Source organism: Roseobacter cerasinus (assembly GCF_009811755.1).
Taxonomy (GTDB): domain Bacteria; phylum Pseudomonadota; class Alphaproteobacteria; order Rhodobacterales; family Rhodobacteraceae; genus Roseobacter; species Roseobacter cerasinus.
Map to the genome: position 1 here is coordinate 233,693 of NZ_BLIV01000006.1, position 22,292 is coordinate 255,984.

Here is a 22,292-nt window from a genome sequence, read left to right on the forward strand (position 1 = left end):
TGGCACTTTGGGACTGACAACACTCGCCGACACGGTGCTGCGGCAGATCGAGACGGTGCAGGACACGGTCAACGAGACCCTGTTCGAGCCGGTGATCCGCGTCGGTGTCACCGGTCTGGCGCGGTCGGGCAAGACCGTTTTCATCACCTCCCTCATCGCCAATCTGCTGGACCGGGGGCGTATGCCGCATCTGGTGGCGGCTGCCGAGGGTCGCATCGAGGCGGCGTTCCTGCAACCACAGCCCGATGACACGCTGCCCCGCTTTGATTTCGAGACGCATCTGAGCCAGTTGACTGCACGGCAGCCGGTCTGGCCCGACAGCACGCGCGCTGTCTCGGAGCTGCGGTTGTCACTGCGGGTGCGCCGGGCAGGATTGCTGGCCGGGCTGCAGGGGCCGCGCACGCTTCATATTGATATCGTGGACTATCCCGGTGAGTGGCTGCTCGATCTGGCACTGCTGGAGAAGGATTACACCACCTGGTCGGCGGAGGTGCTGGCGCGACTGGCGGATCGGCCCGAGGCGGAGGCTTTTCGGGCGCAGGTGGTGGAGACAGACCCGGCAGCGGCGCTAGAAGAGCCGACCGCCAAGGCGCTGGCGGAGGCCTTTACCGGTTATCTGCAGGCGGCGCGCGTCTCGGGATATTATGACTGCACACCGGGGCGGTTTTTGCTGCCCGGTGATCTCGCTGGCTCGCCCGTGCTGACCTTTGCGCCCCTGCCGGGGGCGGCTCCGGGCCCGCGCAAATCGCTGATCCGCGAGATGGCGCGGCGGTTCGAGGCTTACAAGCGCGAGGTGGTGCGCCCCTTCTTTCGCGATCATTTCGCACGCATCGACCGGCAGGTGGTGCTGGTCGATGCGCTGGGGGCGATCCACAAGGGGCCACGCGCGGTGGAGGATATGCGTGGTGCGATGGCGGATATTCTGGGCGCGTTCCGGCCCGGGCAGAACGCCTTTCTGACGCAGCTTTTCCAAGGCAAGCGGGTGGAAAAGATCCTTTTTGCCGCAACCAAGGCGGACCATCTGCATCACCGACAACACCCGCGCGTGACCGCGATCATGGAGGCGCTGGTGCGCGGCGCCGTGGATCGGGCCCGTTTTGCCGGTGCGGAGACAGTGGCGCTGGCCATTGCGTCGCTGCGCGCCACCACCGAAGACACGATGAGCCACGAGGGCCAGCAGATCGACGTCGTGCGCGGCACGTTGCTGGACAGCGGCAAGCAGGCCGCCTTCTACCCCGGTGCCTTGCCCGAAGATCCGGCGAAGCTGCTTGCACCTGCCAAGGCCGGGGCTGAAAGCTGGCTTGATCAGGACTATCGTGTGATGAATTTCGCACCCTCGCCGCTAACTTTGCGCCCGGGCGACGGCCCACCGCATATCCGGCTTGATAAGGCTGCCCAATTCCTTTTAGGGGATAGGCTATGAGTGAGATTATCATCTCCCCGGCGCGCACGCTCGATGCGGGGGCAGTGGGTCATATCCTGTCGGCATCGAATGACACGATGCCCTGGCTGCCGCGGCTGCATTCAGCTGCGGAGGAGATCATGTACGCCGGTGACATGATCGAAGCGGGCTGGGTGCGCGTGGCCAAGCGCAATGGCAAGGTTGTGGGCTTCATCGCCCGCTGGGAAGAAGAGGTGCATGCGCTCTATGTTCTGCCGGATGCGCAGGACACCGGCGTGGGCACTGCGCTTTTGGAAGATGCCAAGGCGCAAAGCGGCAAGCTGAGCCTCTGGAGCTATCAGGCCAATTCCTCCGCCACGCGGTTTTACGGGCTGCGCGGGTTTATCGAAACGGCGCGCACCGATGGCAGTGACAATGACGCGGGCCTGCCCGACATCCGGTTTGAGTGGGTCAAGGGCGCCATTTGATGGCGCGGGGCCCTGTCCTCATCGAACTTGACGAGGCGGCGGGGCCGCAGGCTGCCGTGGCTGATGCGCCGCCGGTGCCAGAAGACGTGCTGGTGCCGCCGCAAGGGCAGGCCATGCAGGTGGCTGCGGGGCTTGCAGCCCGCAAGCCGTCGCGGCTGGTGCGCTGGGTCTGGTCGCTGGGGCTGGCGCTGCTGGGCGCGGTGATCTCGATCAACGCCTGGGGGTTTTTGTCGACGCTGGTGGCGCAAAACGCGCTGCTTGGGTGGGCGATCACCGGGCTGACGGGAGCGTTTCTACTGGCGTTGGCGGCGCTGGCCTTGCGGGAAGTGGCCGCTTTGGGGCGGCTGGGGCGGCTCGACGGATTGCGCCGGGCGGCGGATACGGCGCTGGCGGAGGATGACCTGCAGGCGGCGCGCGTGGTCACGGACCGGTTGCTGGCGCTTTACAAGGGTCGCGAAGACACGCGCTGGGGCCGCGACCGCATGGCGGAGCTGCGTGGGGATCAGATGGATGCGGCGAGCTTGCTTGTGCTGGCAGATCGCGAAGTTTTGGGCCCGCTCGATCAGGCCGCACAGCGCGAGGTTGAGGCGGCGGCCCGGCAGGTGGCGACTGTCACGGCGCTGGTGCCGCTGGCCTTGGCGGATGTGGCGGCGGCGCTCACGGCCAACCTGCGCATGATCCGGCGGATTGCCGAGGTCTATGGCGGTCGCTCCGGCTTTCTGGGTGGCTGGCGGCTGACCCGTGCGGTGATGGCGCATCTGGTGGCCACGGGGGCCGTGGCGGTGGGCGATGACCTGTTGGAGCCGGTGCTGGGTGGCTCCATCCTCGGCAAGCTGTCGCGCCGCTTTGGCGAGGGGCTTGTGAATGGCGCGCTGACAGCGCGGGTGGGCGTTGCCGCAATGGATGTGTGCCGCCCACTGCCCTTCGCATCTGGAAAAAAGCCCAAGGTACGCGATATTATAAAGCAGAGCCTCGGCGGTCTCTTCGGGTCCAAGTCATCCTGAGACCGCGTCGGGCGCAATCCGGACGGGAGTGGGTGTGATGGAGAGTTTTGCTGCCGATCTGGCGACCATGGTGCGCAGGCCGCTGGAGCCCGAACATGTGGCCGCCATGCGCCGCAAGGGTGTTGTGTCGCAGTTCAAGGCGGGTGAGTTCGTGCAGGAGCCGGGTGGGGCGTCTGCGGAGTTCCACTATGTTATGGACGGCGAGGTTGAGGCGGTCAGCCCGTCGAACATGGAACGCATTGGCATCGCGACACTGGGGCCGGGCCAGTTCTTTGGTGATCTGCAGTTTCTCTCGGGCGGCGTGTCGCTGGCGGGTGCGCGCGCGGTGGTGGACAGCACAATGCTCTGCGTGCCGCGCGATGAGATGCTGCAACTGATGTCCGACATGCCGGAGATGAGCGATATCATTGTGACGGTCATGGCCGCACGGCGACGCCGGGCGGTCGAGCAGTCGGATTCGGCGCTGACGCTGATCGGATCAGAGATCAGCCGTGACATTCGTCATGTGGCGAGCTTTGCCGCGCGCAACCGCATTCCGTATCGTGAGATTGAAGTGACCTCGCCCGATGCGGTGGCCCTCGCTGAGCAATGCGGCATCGCCGAGGCACAGCCGGGCGTGATCTTTGGTCGTGAGCACAAGATCGACCCGCCGACGCCGCGCGGCGTGGCGCAGGTGCTTGGACTTTACATGGACACCGATGGTGTCGAGAGCATTGACGTGCTGATTGTGGGCGGCGGGCCTGCGGGCGTGGCGGCGGGTGTCTATGCCGGAGCCGAAGGATTGAAGGCACTGGTGCTGGAGGACATGGCCGTCGGTGGTCAGGCGGGCACGTCGAGCCGGATCGAGAACTACATGGGCTTCCCCACAGGCATTTCGGGCGGCGATCTTGTAGGGCGCGGCGAGGTGCAGGCGATGAAGTTCGGCACCAAGTTCTCGGTGCCCCGGCGCGCGGCAACCCTGCGGCAGTGTGATGAGAAGTGGTTTCATGCGACGCTGGATGACGGCCAGGAGGTTAGTGCCAAGGCGTTGATCGTGGCCACGGGCGTGCAGTACCGCCGCTTGCCGCTGGAGGGGTTGGAGCGGCTGGAGGGTGCGGGTGTCTACTATGCCGCCACGGAGGTGGAGGCGCGCTGGTGCCGCGATGCGGAGGTGGCCGTGATCGGTGGCGGCAATTCGGCGGGGCAGGCGGCGATGTATCTGGCGCGCACCACGCGGCATGTGCATGTGCTGGTGCGCGGCGAGAGCCTGGCGTCGTCCATGTCTGATTACCTTTTGCAGCGGTTGACCACCCACCCGCGCATCACCGTGCACACGCGCACGGGGGTCCACGCCTTGCACGGGCGCGATACGCTGGAGCGCATCACCATCCGAGATCGCGCCTCGGGGCAGGACTGGGACCTGAAAACCTCAGCGCTTTTTGTCATGGTGGGGGCTGCGCCAAACACGGAGTGGCTGTCGGGGCTGATCAAGCTGGATGACCGGGGGTTTGTGCTGACGGGCGCGGAGGCGGGCGGCCGCTCGCAATATGAGACCTCCTGTCCCGGCGTCTTTGCGGTGGGAGACGTGCGTGCCGGATCGGTCAAGCGCGTGGCCTCCGCCGTTGGAGAGGGATCGGTCGTGATGTCGGAGGTCTGGGCGCATGTGAATGCATAAGGGAGCGGCGGCCTGAAAGCCCGCCGAACCTGCCTGCCGCTTGGGCGCATGGCTTGGGACTTGTCGGCGCAGAGCCTGCTGCGTATAAGGCGCGTCATGGATGATCTTCGCCTGATCCTCATTCGAATTATATCCCCGGCGCTCTGAGACCATGAGACGCCGGGCCAAGGTGTTTGCGATGCGCGCACCGACCGCTTTTCCTGACTTGTGACATGATATCCGAAGGACGCCCGCAATGTGCGCCGAGACCACCGACACCACTGAAAAACTTGACTATAAATCCACGCTGAACCTGCCGAAGACGGAGTTCCCAATGCGCGCGGGCCTGCCCAAACGCGAGCCCGCCTGGCTGCAGCGCTGGGAGGAGATCGGGGTTTATGACCGGCTGCGCGAGAAGGAAGGCCGCGAGAGCTTTGTGCTGCATGACGGGCCTCCTTATGCCAACGGCAACCTGCACATCGGCCACGCGCTGAACAAGACGATCAAGGATATGATCGTGCGCAGCCATCAGATGATGGGCTTCGACAGCCGCTATGTGCCCGGCTGGGACTGTCACGGTTTGCCCATCGAATGGAAGATCGAGGAGCAGTACCGTCAGAAGGGCCGCAACAAGGACGAGGTGCCGATCAACGAGTTCCGGGCCGAGTGTCGGCAGTTTGCGGATCACTGGGTTGGCGTGCAGCGCGAAGAGTTCAAGCGGCTAGGGGTGACCGGCAATTGGGACAAGCCCTACCTGACCATGGATTTCCACGCGGAGCGGGTGATCGCCGAGGAGTTCATGAAGTTCCTTATGAACGGCACGCTCTATCAGGGCTCGAAGCCCGTGATGTGGTCGCCCGTTGAACAGACAGCACTTGCTGAAGCCGAGGTCGAGTATCACGATAAGGAGAGCTTCACAATCTGGGTGAAGTTCAAGGCGATGATCAATGAAACCACGCCGCCGGTCGAGGGGGATGTGGGTCAGCTGCAGGCGCTGTCGGACCTCGATGGGGCCTATGTGGTGATCTGGACCACGACGCCCTGGACCATGCCGTCGAATAAGGCCGTCGTCTATGGCTCGGACATTTCCTATGGGCTCTACGAGATCACCGGGCGGCCGGAGGAGTGCTGGGCGCGCATCGGTGACCGTTACCTGCTGGCCGACAGCATGGCGGCGGATGTGCTGGGCCGCGCGCGTCTGGATGAGACGATGTACCGCCGTCTGCGGGACGTGACAGCGGAGGAATTGAGCCACTTGCGTCTGCGTCACCCGCTCGCGAGTGCCGAAGGGTCCAATGGCGAGTGGGACGATATCCGCGATTTCCGGGCCGCCGAGTTCGTGACCGACACCGAGGGTACGGGCTTCGTGCATTGCGCACCCAGCCATGGGATGGAGGAGTATGAGCTCTATCGCGATTTGGGTATGTTGCAGCAGGTCATCACCTACAATGTGACTGACGAGGGTATGTTCCGCGAAGATCTGCCCTTCTTTGGCGGCACCTATATCCTGAACCGCAAGGGCAAGGAGGGGGATGCCAACACCGCCGTCATCAACAAGCTGGCTGAGGTCGGCGGGCTGCTCGCACGCGGCAAGATCAAGCACAGTTATCCGCATTCCTGGCGCTCCAAGGCGCCGGTCATCTATCGCAACACGCCGCAGTGGTTTGCTGCCATCGACAAACCGGTGGGTGATGGGCAGGACATGCATGGCACCACGATCCGGGAACGCGCGCTGACCGAGATCGACAATGTGAACTGGACGCCCAAGTCCGGGCGTAATCGGCTGCATTCGATGATGCAGGCGCGTCCCGATTGGGTGCTGAGCCGCCAGCGCGCCTGGGGTGTGCCGCTGACGTGTTTTACGAAGAAGGGCACGCCGCCAACGGATGACGACTTCCTGCTGCGCAACGAAGAGGTGAACGCGCGGATCGTCGAGGCTTTCGAGGCCGAAGGCGCGGATGCCTGGTATGAGGAGGGTGCGAAGGAGCGTTTCCTTGGCAATGTGGTCAACCCGAATGACTACGATCAGGTGATGGACATCCTGGACGTTTGGTTCGATAGCGGCTCGACCCATGCCTTCACTCTGCGTGACCGCGCGGATGGCACCGAGGACGGTATCGCAGATGTCTACATGGAAGGCACCGATCAGCACCGTGGCTGGTTCCATTCCTCGCTTCTGCAATCGGTCGGTACAACGGGGCGCGCGCCGTATCGCAACGTGGTGACACATGGCTTCACGCTGGATGCCAAGGGCATGAAGATGTCCAAATCCATCGGCAACACGATTGTGCCCGAGAAGATCGTGCAGCAATACGGCGCGGATATCCTGCGGCTCTGGGTGGCGCAGACGGATTATACGGCGGATCAGCGGATCGGCGATGAGATCCTGAAAGGTGTGGCCGACAGCTATCGGCGTCTGCGCAATACCATGCGCTATATGCTGGGCTCGCTGAACGATTTCACGGAAGCCGACCGGATGGACCCAGGCCAGATGCCGGAGCTGGAGCGTTGGGTGCTGCACCGGTTGGCTGAACTGGATGCCGACGTGCGCGCACGTTATGCGCGGTTTGATTTTCAGGGCGTGTGGCAGGCGGTCTTCACCTTTGCCACGCTCGACCTCTCGGCGTTTTACTTCGATATCCGCAAGGATGCGCTCTACTGCGACGGTGATACGGTGGCGCGGCGCTCCGCGCGCAGCGTATTGGACTTGCTCTTCCACCGGCTGACCACATGGCTGGCCCCGATCCTCGTGTTTACAATGGAAGAGGTCTGGTTGGAGCGCTTCCCTAAGGCCGGCAGCTCGGTGCACCTGCAGGATTTCCCGGAGACGCCTGAGGCGTGGCTCGCGCCGGACTTGGCGGAGAAATGGTCTGATGTCCGGGCGGTGCGCCGGGTCGTGACGGCGGCGCTGGAGGTGCAAAGGACCGAAAAAGTGATCGGGGCATCGCTGGAAGCGGCGCCCGTGGTGTATGTGGCGGACGACGCGCTGCGGGCTGCGCTTGCAGGGCTACCCTTTGAGGATCTGTGTATCACCTCGCAGATTGCGGTGAGCGGTGATGCGGCACCCGAAGGGGCTTTTGCTCTGCCTGAGGTGCCGGGTGTGGCAGTGGTCTTTGCTAAGGCGCAGGGTGAGAAGTGTGCGCGTTGCTGGAAGATTTTGCCAGATGTGGGCGCCCATAGCGTGCCGGGCGTCTGCGCCCGGTGCGATACGGCGATTGGCTGAGCGCGAAGACATCGCGCAGGCCGTCCTCGCGTTTGCGCGCGCGCGGAGCGGGTAAAACGCTCTGCCCGCCCGAGGTGGCCCGTGACCTCGCACCCGCGGCCTGGCGTGCGTTGATGCCCGATGTGCGCGCCGTCGCTTCTGATCTGGCACATCAGGGGCAGGCTGTGATCACTCAAAAAGGCACGAGGGTCCGCGCGTTGACGGCCCGTGGCCCTATGAGGATCGGGCTGCCTGAACGTGAGCAGCAGGTTCCGGGTTGCGGGTTGAGGTGCGTCGGGCCATCCTGCACGCATGCCACGTCTCAGCATCGATACCCAGTTTGGTCGTCTTGTTCTCGTTGAAGAGGAGGGGGCGATCACAGCTCTGCGGTGGAACGGGAGTGATGCCGGTGCCCCAACGGTTCTGCTCAGGGAGGCTGCGCGGCAAGTGTCAGAGTATTGCGCGGGCACGCGCGAGCGCTTCGATCTGCCTTTGCACGTGCGGGGCTCCGCCTTCCAACAAGATGTCTGTACCGCAATGCGGGCGATTCCTTTTGGCGAGACGGTGACTTATGGTGATATTGCCCGCGATCTGGGGGCGATGCCTCAGGCCGTTGGACAGGCTTGTGGTGGCAACCCGATCCCGATCATTGTCCCCTGCCACCGGGTGATGGGGGCAAAGGGGCTGACCGGGTTCTCCGGTGCCGGTGGTGTCGAGACCAAGGTGGCACTTTTGCGACATGAAGGGGCCGCAGGGTTGCTGATCTAGACAAGGGCGGCCTGAAAGCCCGCCCCACCTGCCTGCAGCGGCGGGTGTGCCCGGCAGGTACGGCGGGCTTTCAGGCCGCCGCCGTCTACAGCCCGCCGTCGTTTCGGATGGGGAAGGCCTGCTGTGCCAAACCGGCGAAGACCAGATAGATTGAGGTGACAACCAGCCCCCAATGCGCCCAGCTTTGCGGGTGAAAATCGACCCAGGCCGCCCATCCGGCAAAGAAAGTCCAGGCGAGGGCCATCGGCAAGGTCACCATACGCCAGCGTTCAGTGCGCACCGGGTGCACGAATTTCAGCGGTAGGAACATCGCAATGGCCAGCGCCGTGACAAGCGCAAGCGACACCCAGAAATTCGGCTGCAGTGCGAAGATCACCAGCACCAGCATGTTCCAGCACCCAGGGAATCCGGAGAAGGAATTGTCCTTTGTTTTCATTCGTGTGTCCGCGAAATAGAGCGCCGAGGCAAAGGTGATCACGATGATAGCAAACCAGCCGGTCCAGCCATCCATCAGTCCAGATTTAAAAAGCGCGAAGGCCGGGATGAACACGTAGGTGAGATAGTCGATGATCAGATCAAGCAGGACCCCGTCGAACTCCGGTGCATTGACCTTCACGTGATAGTGGCGCGCAAGCGGACCATCGATTCCATCGACAAAAAACGCCACGACAAGCCACAGGAACATCAGATCCCACTTCTCGTCGACCGCTGCGAGCATTGCCAGCATGGCAAACACCGCGCCCGTGGCCGTGAACAAATGCACGCCAAGCGCGCGTAACCTCAGTGTCATGACCTGTTCATGCCGCAAGGTTCCTCAGGATGCAAAAAGAAAAACCGGGTCACTTTGCATCCGCCCTGCGACGGCCACACCTGGTCAGGCCTTGGGGTGCGCGCGATTGTAGACTTCCATCAATCGGCTGGTGTCGACCGCCGTATAGGCTTGCGTGGTGGAGAGAGACGCATGCCCCAGCAATTCCTGGATCGCCCGCAAGTCGCCGCCCGCATCGAGCAAATGTGTCGCAAAACTATGGCGCATCGCGTGCGGTGTGGCACTTGCTGGCAGACCCAGCTGCAGCCGTGCTGAGGCGATGGCTTTCTGAATGGCTCCGGGCGATAGCGCGCCGCCGCGCACGCCGCGGAACAGCGGGCGATCTGGCTCCAACGAGTAGGGACACATCCGCAGATAGTCATCCACCGCGTCCCGCGCGATGGGCACAACCGGCACCACCCGCTCCTTGCCCCCTTTACCAACGATACGAAGGCTGGCGGGCAGCGGTGCGTCGACACCTGTCAGACCCAGCGCTTCGGAGATGCGCAGCCCGCAGCCCCAGAGCAGGGTCACGACCGCCACATCTCGGGCAGCAACCCAGGGCGTCTGCGTCTGGAACTCCAGCGTGTCGATAAGGGCACGCGCGGAGTCTTCGGCCAATGGGCGCGGCAGTTTCTTCTGGAACTTCGGCGCGCGTACAGAGAGGACTGCGGTCGGCTCAAAGCCTTCGCGTTCGGCCAGCCAGCGGTAGAAGACCTTAACCGCTGAGAGCTTGCGCGCCAGAGACCGGGCTGCCACGCCCTGGGCACGTGTTGCGGCCATCCAGGAGCGCATGTCCGTAACCGTAATGCGCGCCAGCGCGGCCAACCCCTGGCGCTCCCCCTTGTGTTCGGTGATGAAGGCGAGGAAATCGGCCACATCGCTCTGATAGGCGGTCAGGGTGTTCTGTGCCGCGCCCTTTAGTGCGCGCTGATGATCGAGCCAGAGGCTTAGCGCACTGGCGGCCGCTGGGCTGATCAGGCTCATGGGAGCAAGCGGCGCAGCACCCGTTCCACAACACCGCCAAGAAACGCCAACAGATCCGTGCCCTGCTGAGGCCCGAACATCTGCCCATCCTTGGATCCCAGCAACAGCAGCCCCGGCATGCCGAGATCAAGCACCAGACAAGCCTCTGACGCAATGCTGGTCTGGCCATAGATTTCAGCCGCCCCGATCCCTGGCGGCCGCAGGGTGACCTCGCGGCTTGGTCCCGGCTGCGTTTGTCCCAAATAGGCCGCCACAAAGCCCTGTGGCGCCAGCGCCAGATGATCGTTCTGGAGTGCCACAGGTGCGTTGTCAGCGGTCTCAAGAACCAGCCTGACCGCATCCACCCTCAGAATGTCTGCCACCGGTCCGCCGAGATCGTCGAGGACTGTGTCGAGGTCGGCGGGATCCAGCAACCGCAGGATGGCGCGGTGGATTTGCTGGGTGCCTGCGACGTTTTCATAGGCTGCGGCGATCACCGACCGATGCGTGTCTTCCAACTGGTCCAGCCGGGTTTCCATCCGATCCATCGCAATGCCGCGCAGGTCGACGACATTGCTGCCCATGGCCCGCTCATTGGCGGCAACCAGAGCGTTCATGACATCCGGGTCATTCAGGATCACATTGGGCTGTGACAGGATCGCTGCGCGCACCGCGTCGCTGATTTTAGGCTCACTGCTCATGATTTTCTCTTTTTTGGTTTTCTCCAAGATACCACGCGGCACCTTGAATATCTGCGAGAAAATCGGTGGCGTGCCGGATCACCGGCGAGGTGTTGCCAATGGGTGCCAGCGCCGGGGGCGCGACGCTGGACCATGTGTCTCAACCGGGGGGGGTGTCAGAGGATCTTTTGGCCCGTCTTGGCCCAATCCGCCATGAACTGCTCAAGCCCCTTGTCCGTGAGCGGGTGCGCCGCCAGCTTCTTGATCACTTCCGGGGGGGCGGTGATGACATCTGCGCCGATCAGGGCGGAGTCCTGCACATGGTTTACGGAGCGGATGGAGGCGGCCAGGATCTCCGTCTCGAACCCGAAGTTGTCATAGATCGTGCGGATGTCCTGGATCAGGTCCATCCCATCGATGTGGATGTCATCCAGCCGCCCGATGAAGGGGCTGATGAAGCTGGCGCCCGCCTTTGCGGCCAACAGCGCCTGATTGGCCGAGAAACACAAGGTCACATTGACCATCTTGCCTTCGCCCGACAGGACTTTGCAGGCCTTCAGACCGTCCCATGTCAGCGGCAGCTTCACGGTGATGTTTGGCGCGATCTCAGCCAGCTTGCGGCCTTCGGCGATCATCGCTTCGGCTTCCAGTGCGACCACTTCTGCACTGACAGGGCCGCTGACGATGCCGCAGATTTCCTTGGTGACCTCCAGAATATCACGGCCGGATTTCAGGATCAGCGAAGGGTTGGTGGTCACCCCATCGACCATCCCCAGGTCGTTGAGGTCCGAGATCGCTTGCGTATCGGCGGTGTCGACAAAGAATTTCATCGGTCGGCTCCTTTCAGCAGGTATGTGAACGCTAACATCTTTCCGTCTTGCGCTTGGCTTTACCGCATGATCTGCGATGCTGAAACCCTCAAGCGCCAGTTTTTAAGGGACCGTCGCCTTGCACCTGCCGGAATTCTACGACGAGGGTGGTCTGATCGCTGTGCTGACAACCCAGCCGCTTGGTCGGGCGCTGGACTATCGCGCGCCTGAGGGGGGATGCCACTTGGGCGCTTTTGTCGAGGTGCCGCTGGGCCCGCGCAAGGTAATCGGGGTTGTCTGGGGGCCGGGGCGTGGCGACTATGACCTGTCGAAGATCCGTGCGGCCTATCGCGTGCTGGAGGCTGCACCCATGCGCGCGGAGATGCGCAGCTTTCTGGAGCGCGCGGCCGACTACACGCTGACACCGATGCCGGCGATGCTGCGGCTGGCCACACGCGCGCCGGGGCTGGGGGATCCACCCTCGATGCGCAAGATCTATCGGCGCGGGCCGTCAGAGCCCGACAAGATGACCGCGGCGCGGCGCAAGGTGTTGGAGGCGCTGGCAGAGTATGGCGATCTGGCGTTTACGCTGAAGGAGCTGGCCGAGATGGCGGGGGTTGGCACCTCGGTCGTGAAGGGGTTGGTGGCGCAGAACGCCGTGGTGGAGGAGGAAAGCCCCCGCGATCTGCCATACCCCCGGCTGGACCCGTCACGGCCCGGCAAGGTGCTGACGGAGGATCAGGCGGCAGGGGCGGCGCAACTGGCCGAGGCGGTGCGGTCAGAGCGCTATGGCACAACGCTGCTGCGCGGGGTCACCGGCTCGGGCAAGACGGAGGTTTATCTTGAGGCGGTGGCTGCGGCGCTGTCGGCGGGGCGGCAGGCGCTGGTGTTGCTGCCCGAGATCGCGCTGACGGCGGAGTTCCTGACCCGGGTGCAGGCGCGGTTTGGCACGAAGCCCGCCGAGTGGCATTCGGGGGCGACCATGACCGAAAGGCGGCGCATCTGGCGCATGGTCGGGCAGGGCGATGCGCAACTGGTGATTGGGGCGCGTTCGGCGCTGTTTTTGCCGTTTCAGAATCTCGGGCTGATTGTTGTCGATGAGGAGCACGACACCTCCTACAAGCAGGAGGAAGGGGTGCTCTACAATGCGCGCGATATGGCGGTGCTGCGCGCATCGATCTGCGGGGCGCATGTGGTGCTGGCCTCAGCCACGCCCTCGTTGGAGAGCTGGGCCAACGCGCAGGCTGGCAAATACAAACGGTTGGAACTGAACTCGCGCTTTGGTCCGGCGGTCATGCCCGAGATGCGGGCGATTGACATGCGGGCGGAGCAACTGCCGTCCAACCGCTGGATCTCTGCGGTCTTGCAGCGCGAAGTCGAGGCGCGGCTGGGGGCTGGGGAGCAATCGCTGCTTTTCATCAACCGGCGCGGCTATGCGCCGATCACGCTCTGCCGCGCCTGCGGGCATCAGATCGGCTGTGATCACTGTGACGCACGCATGGTCGAGCACCGGTTTCTCAAGCGGCTGGTCTGCCACCAATGTGGCGAGACAAAACCGATGCCGGAGGTTTGCCCCGCCTGCGAGGTCGAGGGGAAACTCGCGGCTGTCGGGCCGGGGGTCGAGCGGTTGGGCGAGGAGGCGGCGGCGCTGTTTCCGGAGGCGCGGATCGCGACGCTAAGCTCGGACATGTACGGCTCCGCCCGCGCATTGAAGGCGGAAATCGAAGGGATCGCCGAGGGGGCTGCGGATGTGATCATCGGCACGCAGCTGGTGGCCAAGGGCCACAACTTTCCCAAGCTGACGCTTGTGGGTGTCATCGATGCCGATTTGGGGCTGCAGGGGTCGGACCTGCGTGCCGCCGAGCGGACGTTTCAGCTCATGCGGCAGGTGGCGGGCCGGGCTGGGCGGGCCGAGAAACCGGGGGCCGCGCTGATGCAGACCTATCAGCCCGAGCACCCGGTGATCCGCGCCATTCTGGCGGGCGACGAGGAACGGTTCTGGGCTGCGGAGGCGCGCGAGCGAGAAGCGGCCGGTGTGCCGCCTTACGGTCGCATGGCAGGGATTATTTTAAGCGGCACGGATGTGGCGCAGGTGTTCGATGCGGGCAATTTGCTGGCGCGGCAGGATGGGCCGTTGCGCTCCATCGGTGCGCAGGTCTTTGGCCCCGCACCGGCGCCGATTGCGCGGGTGCGCGGGCGGCACCGGGTGCGGCTGTTGGTGAAGGCTGAGAAATCCGCGCCTCTGCAACAGGCGCTGGCGCGTTGGGTGGATCAGCTGCGGATCAAGGGAGATCTGCGGCTGGCGGTGGATATCGACCCGCAGAGTTTTTATTGATTTTTGAGTGTCCCGCGCCTGCGGCGCGTGACGGCCTCCGGCGGGGGTATTTGGAGCCAGAAGAAGCGGGATGCAGGGCACTTGTGCGTTTTTGCGGGTCGTCAAGGCCCCGGAAAAGGCCTAAGGGTCGGCTATGGCCCGAGTTGTGACACTTCAAAACGCGCAGATGCTGCCGCTGTGGCGGCGGCCTATCGCTTTGCTGTTTCTGATGGCGGTGGCGATGCCCCTGGGGTTTTCAACGTGGAATGCACTGCTGAACAATTTTGTCAAAGACGTGGCGCATTTCGATGGGTTTGACATCTCGGCGCTGCATTTTCTGCGCGAGATACCGGGGTTTCTGGCGGTTGGGGTCATCCTGCTGCTGCTGTTATTCAGAGAGCAATGGCTGGGCCTGGCTTCGCTGGCGCTCTTGGGGCTTGCTACGGCTTTGACAGCCCAGTTCCCGTTCTATGGCGGGATCATGGTGCTGACGATCCTGAGCTCCATCGGCTTTCACTACTATGAGACGGTAAACCAGTCGCTGCAGTTGCAATGGCTGCCAAAAGACCGCGCGCCGCAGACGCTGGGTTGGTTGCTGTCTGCCGGGTCGGCCGCGACGTTTTGTGTCTATGTCGTGATCCTGCTGCTCTGGAAGCCGTTCGCGCTCAGCTACAACACGCTCTACATGGTGGGTGGCGGGCTGTGTCTGGTCATTGCGCTGTTTGCGATGCTGGCCTATCCGAAATTCGAGGCGCCGCATCCGCAGACCAAGACGATGGTGCTGCGCAAACGGTATTGGCTCTATTATGCGCTGCAGTTCATGGCGGGCGGACGGCGGCAGATTTTCATGATCTTCGCGGGCTGGATGATGGTGGAGAAATTCGGGTTCGAAGTGCATGAGATTGCCGGGCTCTACCTGATCAATCTGGTGATCAACATTGTGGTGGCGCCTTTCCTTGGCCGGATCGTCGCGCGCTTTGGAGAGCGCAATGCGCTGGTGTTTGAATATGCGGGGCTGGTTTGTGTCTTTGTGGCTTACGCCGGGGTCTACTACCTCGACTGGGGTTTTGCGATTGCGGCGGCTCTTTATGTGCTGGATCATATTTTCTTTGGACTTGCGCTGGCGCTGAAGACTTATTTCCAGAAGGTAGGTGACCCGGGCGATATGGCGCCCACGGCCGCTGTGGCCTTCACGATCAACCATATTGCTGCGGTGGCGCTGCCCTTGCCGCTGGGTCTGCTGTGGCTGGCTTCACCTGCGGCGGTGTTCCTTGTGGCGGCCTGTATGGCCGGCATTTCGCTGATCCTTGCGCTGATGATCCCGCGGCACCCGGAGCCGGGGCATGAGACCGTTTTTGCGGGTAGCATGGCGGCGCCCGCAGAATAGGCAGGACGCATCGGCGGAGGTGGCACGACGCCTTCGTGAGGCCCGCAGGTGTTTTCGTTGTGTTGGCATCTTGCTTCGGCATCCCATAGCTCTGCCTCGCCTTGACCGGTGCAGGCCTTGACCTTCGGACACCGCCACCCTAACCGCTGCGAGACAGATACCGGAGCTGCCGATGCCGACCTTTACCGCCCTGACAACCCTGCCCGGAAAGGCCGCTGCCGAGCGTCTCGGCAGCGCGATGGAGCGGATGACCCCGGAGCCCACAGGCATTGGTGTCTTCGAGGTCGAAGATGGGTCGGGCCTTTGGGAGGTTGGTGGCTATTTCACCGAACACCCGGACGAGGCTGCACTGGCGCTGCTGGCGGCGGCGATGGGTGCCAGGCCCTTCGTCGTGTCTGAACTTCCCGAAACCGACTGGGTGGCGCATGTGCGGCGTGAGCTCGCTCCGGTGCAGGCCGGTCGCTTCTTTGTCTATGGCAGCCACGATGCGGATCAAGTACCGCACGAGGCCCAGCCGCTGTTGATCGAGGCGGCAATGGCCTTTGGCACTGGGCATCACGGCACGACGCTGGGCTGTCTGCAGGCTTTGAACCGGCTGCTGGAGCAGGGTGTCCTCGCCCGGAACGTGGTTGACATCGGCTGTGGGACGGCTGTGCTGGCCATGGCAGCAGCGCGGGTCTGGCCAAATGCCGTTCTGGCCAGCGACATCGACGAGGTGGCGGTTGACGTGGCCAACAGCAATGTGGTGGCCAACGGGTTGCAGGGGCGGGTGCGCTGTGTCGAGGCGGCGGGTTTTGACCATCCCGATCTGTTTGCAGCCAGCCCGTTCGATCTGATCTTTGCGAATATTCTAAAGGGGCCGCTTGTGGCGCTGGCGCCGGATGTGGCGCGCCACCTGCAGCCCGGCGGATATGCCATTCTCTCGGGCATCCTGAATGAGCAGGCTGATGAGGTGATTGCGATCTATGCCGGGAACGGCATCCATCTGCAGCACCGGGAAGAGATTGTTGACTGGACGACGCTCACCCTAGTGCGAGATTCGCCATAATCCGCATATTTGTGGATGTTTCGTTGGATTTTAGACAAGTTTGCGGCCATTTCTCGCGGGTTGGGTTGCGGCCTGATCCGCAGGAATTTGTGATGCCAAATGATGCTCACATCGAAGCGCACCCAGGATCGAGACGCTGCAATCGAAGGCGCGGCAGAATGGATCTGCGACTGCCGCTGCTTCTGGCGGCGGGCGTGGTGCTCTTGAAGTCTCTGCCGATGTTTTCGACTGGGTCTGGCGACATGAGGATTGAGGCGCTGCGCTCGGGGCCGGTGGCTGAATGGGCGAACGCCCGGGTTGTGCAGCCCGATGTGCTGTCGCGGACGCGGGCGGAAAACCGGCGGATGGCGGCGGGTCGGGCGCTCTGATCGCAGTTCGCGCGGGCCTTGACGACCATGTCTGAGGAGGGACCCCGATGGCTTTGCTTGCCAGTCCAGATGTTTCTGTTTGCACCGGCAAAGACTGTTCCATGGATGGCACATGGTCAATTGTGCAAGAGATCGACGTAGACAGCGAAGCAACAAAGGCCATCGGGTCGATGGCCTCGGTCCTGGAGCGCTCAGCAGATCATCGGGTGGCGCGGCGTCGGCCAAGGCTGCCAAACGGCGAGTGAGGTGCCACCCCATTGCGACCATATGCGAGTTGTGCTGCTCTACGCAGCATGTTCCGACCAAGACATAACCTGAAAAACGACCCTGAGAAGCGCTGGCGCCAATCAGACCGGGTTTTCTTTGGCTTTGGCGCTTGCCATATTTTGGCTGGCGTATTCTTGGAAACTCCACCGCTTGATGGCTTCTACGCGGAATGGATTGTCCCGTCAGAAGACTTTGGCGGAACCCACATATACGTTACGAACGGCGTGCTGGCATTCGATTTTCGTGGGTATTCTTTGCGGCAGAACCTGCTGCAAAGGCACTTTCGCCACCATCAAGACCTGTATCCGGGGTGGAGCGCTGTGGTGGAAGAGATTGATTTTCCGCTGCTTGACACCACCGAAGTGAACAAACGCAAGCACCTCGGCCCAGATCAATATTTTGATGACCCACGACCGCGAGCACGGGCATTCATAGCCGCGATCCCTGTCCCGTTCGGGGTTCATGGCACGCGGGCCCCCAACAGCAGCTCTCGATAGGTCTTGTTTCAATAGAAAAACCCCGCCTTGCGTTTGCAAAGGCGGGGCTCTCTGTTTGTCGGGGCTGACGGCGCCGCTGCTCAGCGGTTGATGCGGCTGTCTGCGACGGCGTCGATGTCGGCGCGGCTCAGACCGATATCTTCAAGCTCGCGGTCGGTCAGGGAAGCCAGTGCGTTGCGGGTCACGCGGGCATCGTTCCATGCGACAACGGCAGCAACCGCTGCATTGATCATGCCGAAGAAACGGCTTGCAACGGGTGCGGAACCGTAGGTGGTGCGGGAAGTGTCAAAAGTAGCCATTGAAGCCGTCCTTTATCTGAAGATTGACCGGTCATGCCGGTGTGTTGTGCATCGCAGATAGGGCTCGCCTGATTTTTGGGCAAGATGTGAAAACGCAAGGTCGATATGCGCCGGATGCATGGGTCGTGAGAGAGTTAACACTCAGTAAACAAAAAGAAAATCTTTTGTGACGGAGGTCTGAATTCGACCTGGGAGTGACGCTTTTGGACCTTTTGAACGCGGTATGCCGGGCCGCGGGTGTTTGTGGGTGGGGCGCAGGAAGCGCTTTGCGGATGTTCGCCTTTCGTGCTAATGCGGAAAAAACGAGATAAATTGTAGAGGCAGGGCCAATGACGCGGATTATCGGCATCGATCCGGGGCTGCGCACCCTAGGCTGGGGCGTGATCGAGGTTGTGGGGAATCGGCTGACGCATGTGGCAAACGGATTGTGCCGGTCTCAGGGGGCCGATCTGGCGGCACGGCTGTTGTCATTGCATGCGCAGCTGAGCACTGTGGTGGCGCAGTTTGTGCCGGATCAGGCGGCGGTGGAGCAGACCTTTGTCAACAAGGACGGCGTGGGGACGCTGAAATTGGGGCAAGCGCGCGGGATCGCGATGTTGGTGCCAGCGCAAGCCGGGCTTCCGGTTGGGGAGTATGCGCCGAATTCTGTCAAGAAGGCGGTGGTGGGTGTGGGGCATGCGGATAAGCGGCAGGTCCTGCATATGGTTCAGCTGCAATTGCCAGGGGCGGAAATTGCCGGGCCGGATGCGGCGGATGCGCTTGCGATTGCGATCTGCCATGCGCATCAGAGCGCGGGGGGCTTGCGCGCGGCTATCGAAAAGGCGCGCGCATGATCGGGAAGATTTCTGGCCGTATCGAATACCGCGCTGTCGATCATGTGCTCATCGATGTGCGCGGCGTGGGCTATCTGGTCTATTGCTCGGAGCGCACGCTGGCCGGTTTGCCCGGGGTTGGCGAGGTGGTGGCGCTGTATACGGATCTGGTGGTGCGTGAGGATCTGATGCAGCTTTTCGGGTTTCCGACGCTGGTGGAGAAGGAGTGGCACCGGCTGCTCACCTCGGTGCAAGGTGTGGGTGCCAAGGCGTCGCTGGCCATTCTGGGTACGCTGGGCGCGGATGGGGTCAGCCGGGCGATTGCCCTGGGCGACTGGAACGCGGTGAAGGCGGCGAAGGGGGTGGGGCCCAAGATCGCGCAGCGCGTGGTGCTGGATTTGAAAGACAAGGCGCCTGCTGTGATGGCGATGGGTGGACCCGTTGCTGCCGTCTCGGACGGGGGAGCTGGTGCGGGGGGCATCGAGACCCCCGCGCCAGCGGCCCCTGCTGCGCAGGTGCCCGCCTCGTCTCAGGCCGATGCGCTCTCGGCTTTGGGCAATCTGGGCTATAGCCCCGGCGATGCGGCGGGGGCCGTGGCGCAGGCGGCCAGCGAGGCGCCGGAGGCGGAGACGCCTGTGCTTATTCGGGCGGCGTTGAAGCTGCTGGCACCGAAGGGCTAGGGCATGAGCGATATTGACCCCACTGTGCGGGCGGACCCGCTGCCTGAGGATCAGGACCGGGCGCTGCGCCCACAGATGCTCGATGAATTTGTCGGGCAGGCGGAGGCGCGCGCGAACCTGCGGGTGTTCATCCAATCGGCGCGACAGCGGGGTGAGGCGATGGATCACACGCTGTTTCATGGCCCTCCCGGTCTGGGCAAGACGACGCTGGCCCAGATCATGGCGCGGGAGCTGGGCGTGGGGTTTCGCATGACCTCTGGCCCGGTGCTGGCCAAGGCCGGCGATCTGGCGGCGATTCTGACCAACTTGGAGCCGCGCGATGTGTTGTTCATTGATGAGATTCACCGGTTGAACCCTGCCGTGGAGGAGGTGCTTTATCCGGCGCTGGAGGATTTCGAGCTGGATCTGGTGATCGGTGAGGGGCCAGCGGCGCGCACCGTGCGGATTGAGTTGCAGCCTTTCACGCTGGTGGGCGCGACAACGCGAATGGGGTTGCTGACGACGCCGTTGCGGGACCGGTTCGGCATTCCGACGCGGTTGCAGTTCTACACGGAGGATGAGCTGTTCATCATTGTGGAGCGCAATGCGCGCAAGCTGGGCGCCCCTGCGGATGAGGGTGGCGCGCGGGAGATTGCGCGGCGGGCGCGGGGCACGCCGCGGATTGCAGGGCGGTTGTTGCGCCGGGTCGTGGATTTTGCCGTTGTTGAGGGAGATGGGACGGTGACCCGCGCCTTGGCGGATATGGCGCTGACGCGACTGGGGGTGGATCATCTGGGCCTCGATGGCGCCGACCGGCGGTATTTGTTGTTGATGGCCGAGAATTATGGCGGTGGTCCGGTGGGGATTGAGACCTTGAGTGCTGCGTTGTCGGAGAGCCGGGATGCGTTGGAAGAGGTGATTGAGCCGTTTCTGTTGCAGCAGGGGCTTATTCAGCGCACACCGCGCGGGCGGATGCTGGCGCAGAAGGGGTGGTCGCATCTGGGGCTGGATGCGCCTCGGGGGCAGACGGATCTCTTTGAGTGATCTGACAGCGCAGTTGAGTATTTGTGGAAGGATGAAGATGCAGGCATCCGAGATCGAGGCGCTGTTCACACGGGAGAGTGGTGACTTTGCCTTTGCGCGCTGGGGGCGGCCCATTGCGCCGGTGGTTTTTGGCGTGGATGACGAAACGCTGGGTGTCGTGAAGGGTGCGCTGGAGGCGGTGATGGTGCTGTCAGGGCACAAGATGGCTGAGACGGACCCGGAGCTGGGCAGCAACCTGATGGTGTTTTTCTTCCGCGATTGGGAGGAGTTGCCGGAGGTTCCGGGGTTGGACCGGTTGATCCTGGATCTGCGCCCGCTGGTGGCGCGGTTGAAGGCGGCGGAGGCGAACCAGTACCGGGTGTTCCATTTTGATGCGGAGGGCGCAATCAAGGCGTGCTTTGTGTTTCTGCGCATGGATGAGCATCTGAGCGCTGTGCCCGCCGAGACGCTTGCGCTGAGCCAGATTGTCCGGTCTGTGCTGCTCTGGTCGGATGCGGCGTTTCGAGGCCGCTCTCCCTTGGCTGTGGCGGGGGGCAAGACCATTCTGCGGCCCGAGATCTCGGCACTGATCCGGGCAGCTTATGATCCCGTCATGCCCACTGCGGCGCAGGATGCTTCCCACGCGTTGCGCCTGGCGGCGCGGGTGGGGCAGATGCAATGAGCGGCGTGCATCGCTTTCCCGTCCGCGTCTACTATGAAGACACGGACATGGCGGGGATCGTCTATTACGCCAACTATCTGCGCTATATCGAGCGGGCGCGCAGCGATTGGGTGCGTGAGATCGGCGTTGATCAATTGGCGATGAAGGCGGAGGGCGTGGTCTTTGCCGTGCGGCGGGTCGAGGCGGACTACATCCAGCCGGCGCGGTTCGACGATCAGCTTGAGGTGGAGACGACGCTCGTAAAGCTGACACCGGCGCGCATGATCATGTCTCAGACCGTGCTGCGGGCAGCGGAGGTGTTGTTCCGGGCAGAGATCGTCATCGCCTGCATCGGGCCGGGCGGAAAGCCGGCGCGGCTTCCAGCAGAACTCCGCGCATTGCCTATCGCCGTTGGATCATGACAGCATAGTGATAGCAATCCGCCTTGTTCTTCGATAGACTTGGCTGAAATTGAGGTCGGCAAACGGCCCTTGAGCGGTGAATAGGTAGAGCAGGCATCATGGAAGCAGACACGCTGGCACTGGCGCATGAGATTGATTTCTCATTCTGGGGGCTTTTTGCCCGCGCCACCCTGATTGTAAAAATCGTGATGATCATGTTGATCGTGGCCTCTTTCTGGTCGTGGTCGATCATCGTGATGAAATGGTTGATCTACCGTCGCGCGCGGGCTGAGGCTGAGGCCTTTGACCGCGCCTTCTGGTCTGGAGAGCCGCTGGATGGTTTGTTTGAGACCATTGGCCCTGCGCCCTCGGGCAGTTCAGAGAAGATCTTTGCCGCCGGGATGACTGAGTGGCGGCGCTCGCATCGGGATGACGGCGGGTTGATAGCAGGGGCGACGTCGCGCATCGACCGGTCGATGGATGTGGCGATCAACAAGGAAGCGGATTATCTGCGCGGCGGGTTGACGGTACTGGCCACGGTGGGGTCGTCGACGCCGTTCATCGGGCTCTTTGGCACGGTGATCGGGATCATGAACGCCTTCATCGAGATTGCCGAGCAGCAGAATACCAATCTTGCCGTTGTGGCGCCGGGTATTGCGGAGGCTCTGCTGGCCACCGGGTTGGGGCTGTTGGCCGCCATCCCGGCGGTGATCTTTTACAACAAGCTCAGCGCGGATTGTGATAAGATCCTATCAGGCTACGAGGCCTTTGCGGATGAGTTTGCGACGATCCTCAGCCGCCAGTTGGACGGGTAAGC

The 22,292-nt window shown here is 63.0% G+C and carries 24 protein-coding genes; 19 read left to right on the plus strand and 5 right to left on the minus strand.

Features of this window, described 5'->3' with window-relative positions; all coding sequences use genetic code 11:
• Positions 1-7 precede the first annotated feature (7 nt).
• The 7 genes from So717_RS16245 to So717_RS16275 all read left to right on the plus strand — a co-directional run bounded on the left by So717_RS16245 (position 8) and on the right by So717_RS16275 (position 8,476).
• The gene (locus So717_RS16245; protein WP_159979442.1) at positions 8-1,423 is read left to right on the plus strand and encodes a YcjX family GTP-binding protein; all 1,416 of its coding nucleotides are present in this window, start codon (positions 8-10) and stop codon (positions 1,421-1,423) included.
• The gene (locus tag So717_RS16250; RefSeq protein WP_159979202.1) at positions 1,420-1,869 is read left to right on the plus strand and encodes a GNAT family N-acetyltransferase; all 450 of its coding nucleotides are present in this window, start codon (positions 1,420-1,422) and stop codon (positions 1,867-1,869) included. Before So717_RS16245 ends, So717_RS16250 begins: the two co-directional genes overlap by 4 nt.
• Positions 1,869-2,873: a YcjF family protein gene (locus tag So717_RS16255; protein WP_159979204.1), complete on the plus strand. Its 1,005-nt coding sequence runs from the start codon at positions 1,869-1,871 to the stop codon at positions 2,871-2,873. Before So717_RS16250 ends, So717_RS16255 begins: the two co-directional genes overlap by 1 nt.
• A 37-nt stretch (positions 2,874-2,910) precedes the next feature.
• Positions 2,911-4,527, plus strand: coding sequence for an FAD-dependent oxidoreductase (locus So717_RS16260; protein ID WP_159979206.1), 1,617 nt, complete (start codon positions 2,911-2,913; stop codon positions 4,525-4,527).
• 235 nt (positions 4,528-4,762) lie between these two features.
• Complete coding sequence (gene ileS, locus So717_RS16265; RefSeq protein ID WP_159979208.1) at positions 4,763-7,729, plus strand: isoleucine--tRNA ligase; 2,967 nt, start codon at positions 4,763-4,765, stop codon at positions 7,727-7,729.
• Positions 7,708-8,070 (plus strand): DUF3253 domain-containing protein, encoded by a 363-nt coding sequence (locus So717_RS16270; protein WP_438810663.1) that lies wholly within the window; start codon positions 7,708-7,710, stop codon positions 8,068-8,070. Before ileS ends, So717_RS16270 begins: the two co-directional genes overlap by 22 nt.
• Positions 8,021-8,476 (plus strand): methylated-DNA--[protein]-cysteine S-methyltransferase, encoded by a 456-nt coding sequence (locus So717_RS16275; protein WP_159979210.1) that lies wholly within the window; start codon positions 8,021-8,023, stop codon positions 8,474-8,476. The genes So717_RS16270 and So717_RS16275 overlap by 50 nt, the downstream gene beginning before the upstream one ends.
• 85 nt (positions 8,477-8,561) lie before the next feature.
• Here the strand turns inward: So717_RS16275 and So717_RS16280 are convergent, their stop codons facing one another.
• The 4 genes from So717_RS16280 to fsa all read right to left on the minus strand — a co-directional run bounded on the left by So717_RS16280 (position 8,562) and on the right by fsa (position 11,760).
• Positions 8,562-9,266 carry a CDP-alcohol phosphatidyltransferase family protein gene (locus tag So717_RS16280; protein WP_159979212.1) on the minus strand — a complete coding sequence of 235 codons (705 nt, stop codon included), beginning with the start codon at positions 9,264-9,266 and terminating at the stop codon, positions 8,562-8,564.
• A gap of 84 nt (positions 9,267-9,350) precedes the next feature.
• The gene (locus So717_RS16285; protein WP_159979214.1) at positions 9,351-10,271 is read right to left on the minus strand and encodes a tyrosine recombinase XerC; all 921 of its coding nucleotides are present in this window, start codon (positions 10,269-10,271) and stop codon (positions 9,351-9,353) included.
• Positions 10,268-10,951, minus strand: a complete 684-nt coding sequence (locus tag So717_RS16290) for a DUF484 family protein (RefSeq protein ID WP_159979216.1) — start codon at positions 10,949-10,951, stop codon at positions 10,268-10,270. Before So717_RS16290 ends, So717_RS16285 begins: the two co-directional genes overlap by 4 nt.
• A 155-nt stretch (positions 10,952-11,106) precedes the next feature.
• Positions 11,107-11,760: a fructose-6-phosphate aldolase gene (fsa, locus tag So717_RS16295; RefSeq protein ID WP_159979218.1), complete on the minus strand. Its 654-nt coding sequence runs from the start codon at positions 11,758-11,760 to the stop codon at positions 11,107-11,109.
• Positions 11,761-11,878: 118 nt separating this feature from the next.
• Between fsa and So717_RS16300 the strand changes: the two genes are divergently transcribed.
• The 6 genes from So717_RS16300 to So717_RS16325 all read left to right on the plus strand — a co-directional run bounded on the left by So717_RS16300 (position 11,879) and on the right by So717_RS16325 (position 17,620).
• The gene (locus So717_RS16300; protein WP_159979220.1) at positions 11,879-14,074 is read left to right on the plus strand and encodes a primosomal protein N'; all 2,196 of its coding nucleotides are present in this window, start codon (positions 11,879-11,881) and stop codon (positions 14,072-14,074) included.
• 133 nt (positions 14,075-14,207) lie between these two features.
• Positions 14,208-15,440 carry an MFS transporter gene (locus So717_RS16305; RefSeq protein WP_159979222.1) on the plus strand — a complete coding sequence of 411 codons (1,233 nt, stop codon included), beginning with the start codon at positions 14,208-14,210 and terminating at the stop codon, positions 15,438-15,440.
• A gap of 172 nt (positions 15,441-15,612) precedes the next feature.
• Complete coding sequence (locus So717_RS16310; RefSeq protein WP_159979224.1) at positions 15,613-16,488, plus strand: 50S ribosomal protein L11 methyltransferase; 876 nt, start codon at positions 15,613-15,615, stop codon at positions 16,486-16,488.
• 158 nt (positions 16,489-16,646) lie between these two features.
• Positions 16,647-16,856, plus strand: a complete 210-nt coding sequence (locus So717_RS16315; RefSeq protein ID WP_159979226.1) for a hypothetical protein — start codon at positions 16,647-16,649, stop codon at positions 16,854-16,856.
• 47 nt (positions 16,857-16,903) lie between these two features.
• Positions 16,904-17,101 (plus strand): hypothetical protein, encoded by a 198-nt coding sequence (locus So717_RS16320; RefSeq protein WP_159979228.1) that lies wholly within the window; start codon positions 16,904-16,906, stop codon positions 17,099-17,101.
• Between the two features lie 48 nt (positions 17,102-17,149).
• Complete coding sequence (locus tag So717_RS16325; RefSeq protein ID WP_202981917.1) at positions 17,150-17,620, plus strand: hypothetical protein; 471 nt, start codon at positions 17,150-17,152, stop codon at positions 17,618-17,620.
• Positions 17,621-17,700: 80 nt separating this feature from the next.
• Here the strand turns inward: So717_RS16325 and So717_RS16330 are convergent, their stop codons facing one another.
• Positions 17,701-17,919, minus strand: a complete 219-nt coding sequence (locus So717_RS16330) for a DUF1127 domain-containing protein (RefSeq protein WP_159979230.1) — start codon at positions 17,917-17,919, stop codon at positions 17,701-17,703.
• A gap of 329 nt (positions 17,920-18,248) precedes the next feature.
• On the opposite strand from So717_RS16330, the gene ruvC reads away from it, so the two are divergent.
• From ruvC to tolQ, 6 genes are all read left to right on the plus strand, one after another.
• The gene (gene ruvC / locus So717_RS16335; protein WP_159979232.1) at positions 18,249-18,752 is read left to right on the plus strand and encodes a crossover junction endodeoxyribonuclease RuvC; all 504 of its coding nucleotides are present in this window, start codon (positions 18,249-18,251) and stop codon (positions 18,750-18,752) included.
• Positions 18,749-19,411: a Holliday junction branch migration protein RuvA gene (gene ruvA / locus So717_RS16340; protein WP_159979234.1), complete on the plus strand. Its 663-nt coding sequence runs from the start codon at positions 18,749-18,751 to the stop codon at positions 19,409-19,411. The genes ruvC and ruvA overlap by 4 nt, the downstream gene beginning before the upstream one ends.
• A 3-nt stretch (positions 19,412-19,414) precedes the next feature.
• Positions 19,415-20,434, plus strand: a complete 1,020-nt coding sequence (gene ruvB / locus So717_RS16345; RefSeq protein ID WP_159979236.1) for a Holliday junction branch migration DNA helicase RuvB — start codon at positions 19,415-19,417, stop codon at positions 20,432-20,434.
• Between the two features lie 37 nt (positions 20,435-20,471).
• Positions 20,472-21,095: a hypothetical protein gene (locus So717_RS16350; RefSeq protein WP_159979238.1), complete on the plus strand. Its 624-nt coding sequence runs from the start codon at positions 20,472-20,474 to the stop codon at positions 21,093-21,095.
• Positions 21,092-21,496, plus strand: a complete 405-nt coding sequence (ybgC, locus tag So717_RS16355) for a tol-pal system-associated acyl-CoA thioesterase (RefSeq protein ID WP_159979240.1) — start codon at positions 21,092-21,094, stop codon at positions 21,494-21,496. Before So717_RS16350 ends, ybgC begins: the two co-directional genes overlap by 4 nt.
• Before the next feature lie 98 nt (positions 21,497-21,594).
• Positions 21,595-22,290 (plus strand): protein TolQ, encoded by a 696-nt coding sequence (gene tolQ / locus So717_RS16360; RefSeq protein WP_159979242.1) that lies wholly within the window; start codon positions 21,595-21,597, stop codon positions 22,288-22,290.
• Positions 22,291-22,292: the final 2 nt, after the last annotated feature.

Bases quoted from the DNA above. Each gene is read 5' to 3' on its own strand.
- So717_RS16250 (WP_159979202.1), top strand. From the start codon at position 1,420: ATGAGTGAGATTATCATCTCCCCGGCGCGCACGCTCGATGCGGGGGCA.
- So717_RS16255 (WP_159979204.1), top strand. From the start codon at position 1,869: ATGGCGCGGGGCCCTGTCCTCATCGAACTTGACGAGGCGGCGGGGCCG.
- So717_RS16260 (WP_159979206.1), top strand. From the start codon at position 2,911: ATGGAGAGTTTTGCTGCCGATCTGGCGACCATGGTGCGCAGGCCGCTG.
- ileS (WP_159979208.1), top strand. From the start codon at position 4,763: ATGTGCGCCGAGACCACCGACACCACTGAAAAACTTGACTATAAATCC.
- So717_RS16275 (WP_159979210.1), top strand. From the start codon at position 8,021: ATGCCACGTCTCAGCATCGATACCCAGTTTGGTCGTCTTGTTCTCGTT.
- So717_RS16280 (WP_159979212.1), bottom strand. From the start codon at position 9,266: ATGACACTGAGGTTACGCGCGCTTGGCGTGCATTTGTTCACGGCCACG.
- So717_RS16285 (WP_159979214.1), bottom strand. From the start codon at position 10,271: ATGAGCCTGATCAGCCCAGCGGCCGCCAGTGCGCTAAGCCTCTGGCTC.
- So717_RS16290 (WP_159979216.1), bottom strand. From the start codon at position 10,951: ATGAGCAGTGAGCCTAAAATCAGCGACGCGGTGCGCGCAGCGATCCTG.
- fsa (WP_159979218.1), bottom strand. From the start codon at position 11,760: ATGAAATTCTTTGTCGACACCGCCGATACGCAAGCGATCTCGGACCTC.
- So717_RS16305 (WP_159979222.1), top strand. From the start codon at position 14,208: ATGGCCCGAGTTGTGACACTTCAAAACGCGCAGATGCTGCCGCTGTGG.
- So717_RS16310 (WP_159979224.1), top strand. From the start codon at position 15,613: ATGCCGACCTTTACCGCCCTGACAACCCTGCCCGGAAAGGCCGCTGCC.
- So717_RS16315 (WP_159979226.1), top strand. From the start codon at position 16,647: ATGGATCTGCGACTGCCGCTGCTTCTGGCGGCGGGCGTGGTGCTCTTG.
- So717_RS16320 (WP_159979228.1), top strand. From the start codon at position 16,904: ATGGCTTTGCTTGCCAGTCCAGATGTTTCTGTTTGCACCGGCAAAGAC.
- So717_RS16325 (WP_202981917.1), top strand. From the start codon at position 17,150: ATGTTCCGACCAAGACATAACCTGAAAAACGACCCTGAGAAGCGCTGG.
- So717_RS16330 (WP_159979230.1), bottom strand. From the start codon at position 17,919: ATGGCTACTTTTGACACTTCCCGCACCACCTACGGTTCCGCACCCGTT.
- ruvC (WP_159979232.1), top strand. From the start codon at position 18,249: ATGACGCGGATTATCGGCATCGATCCGGGGCTGCGCACCCTAGGCTGG.
- ruvA (WP_159979234.1), top strand. From the start codon at position 18,749: ATGATCGGGAAGATTTCTGGCCGTATCGAATACCGCGCTGTCGATCAT.
- ruvB (WP_159979236.1), top strand. From the start codon at position 19,415: ATGAGCGATATTGACCCCACTGTGCGGGCGGACCCGCTGCCTGAGGAT.
- So717_RS16350 (WP_159979238.1), top strand. From the start codon at position 20,472: ATGCAGGCATCCGAGATCGAGGCGCTGTTCACACGGGAGAGTGGTGAC.
- ybgC (WP_159979240.1), top strand. From the start codon at position 21,092: ATGAGCGGCGTGCATCGCTTTCCCGTCCGCGTCTACTATGAAGACACG.
- tolQ (WP_159979242.1), top strand. From the start codon at position 21,595: ATGGAAGCAGACACGCTGGCACTGGCGCATGAGATTGATTTCTCATTC.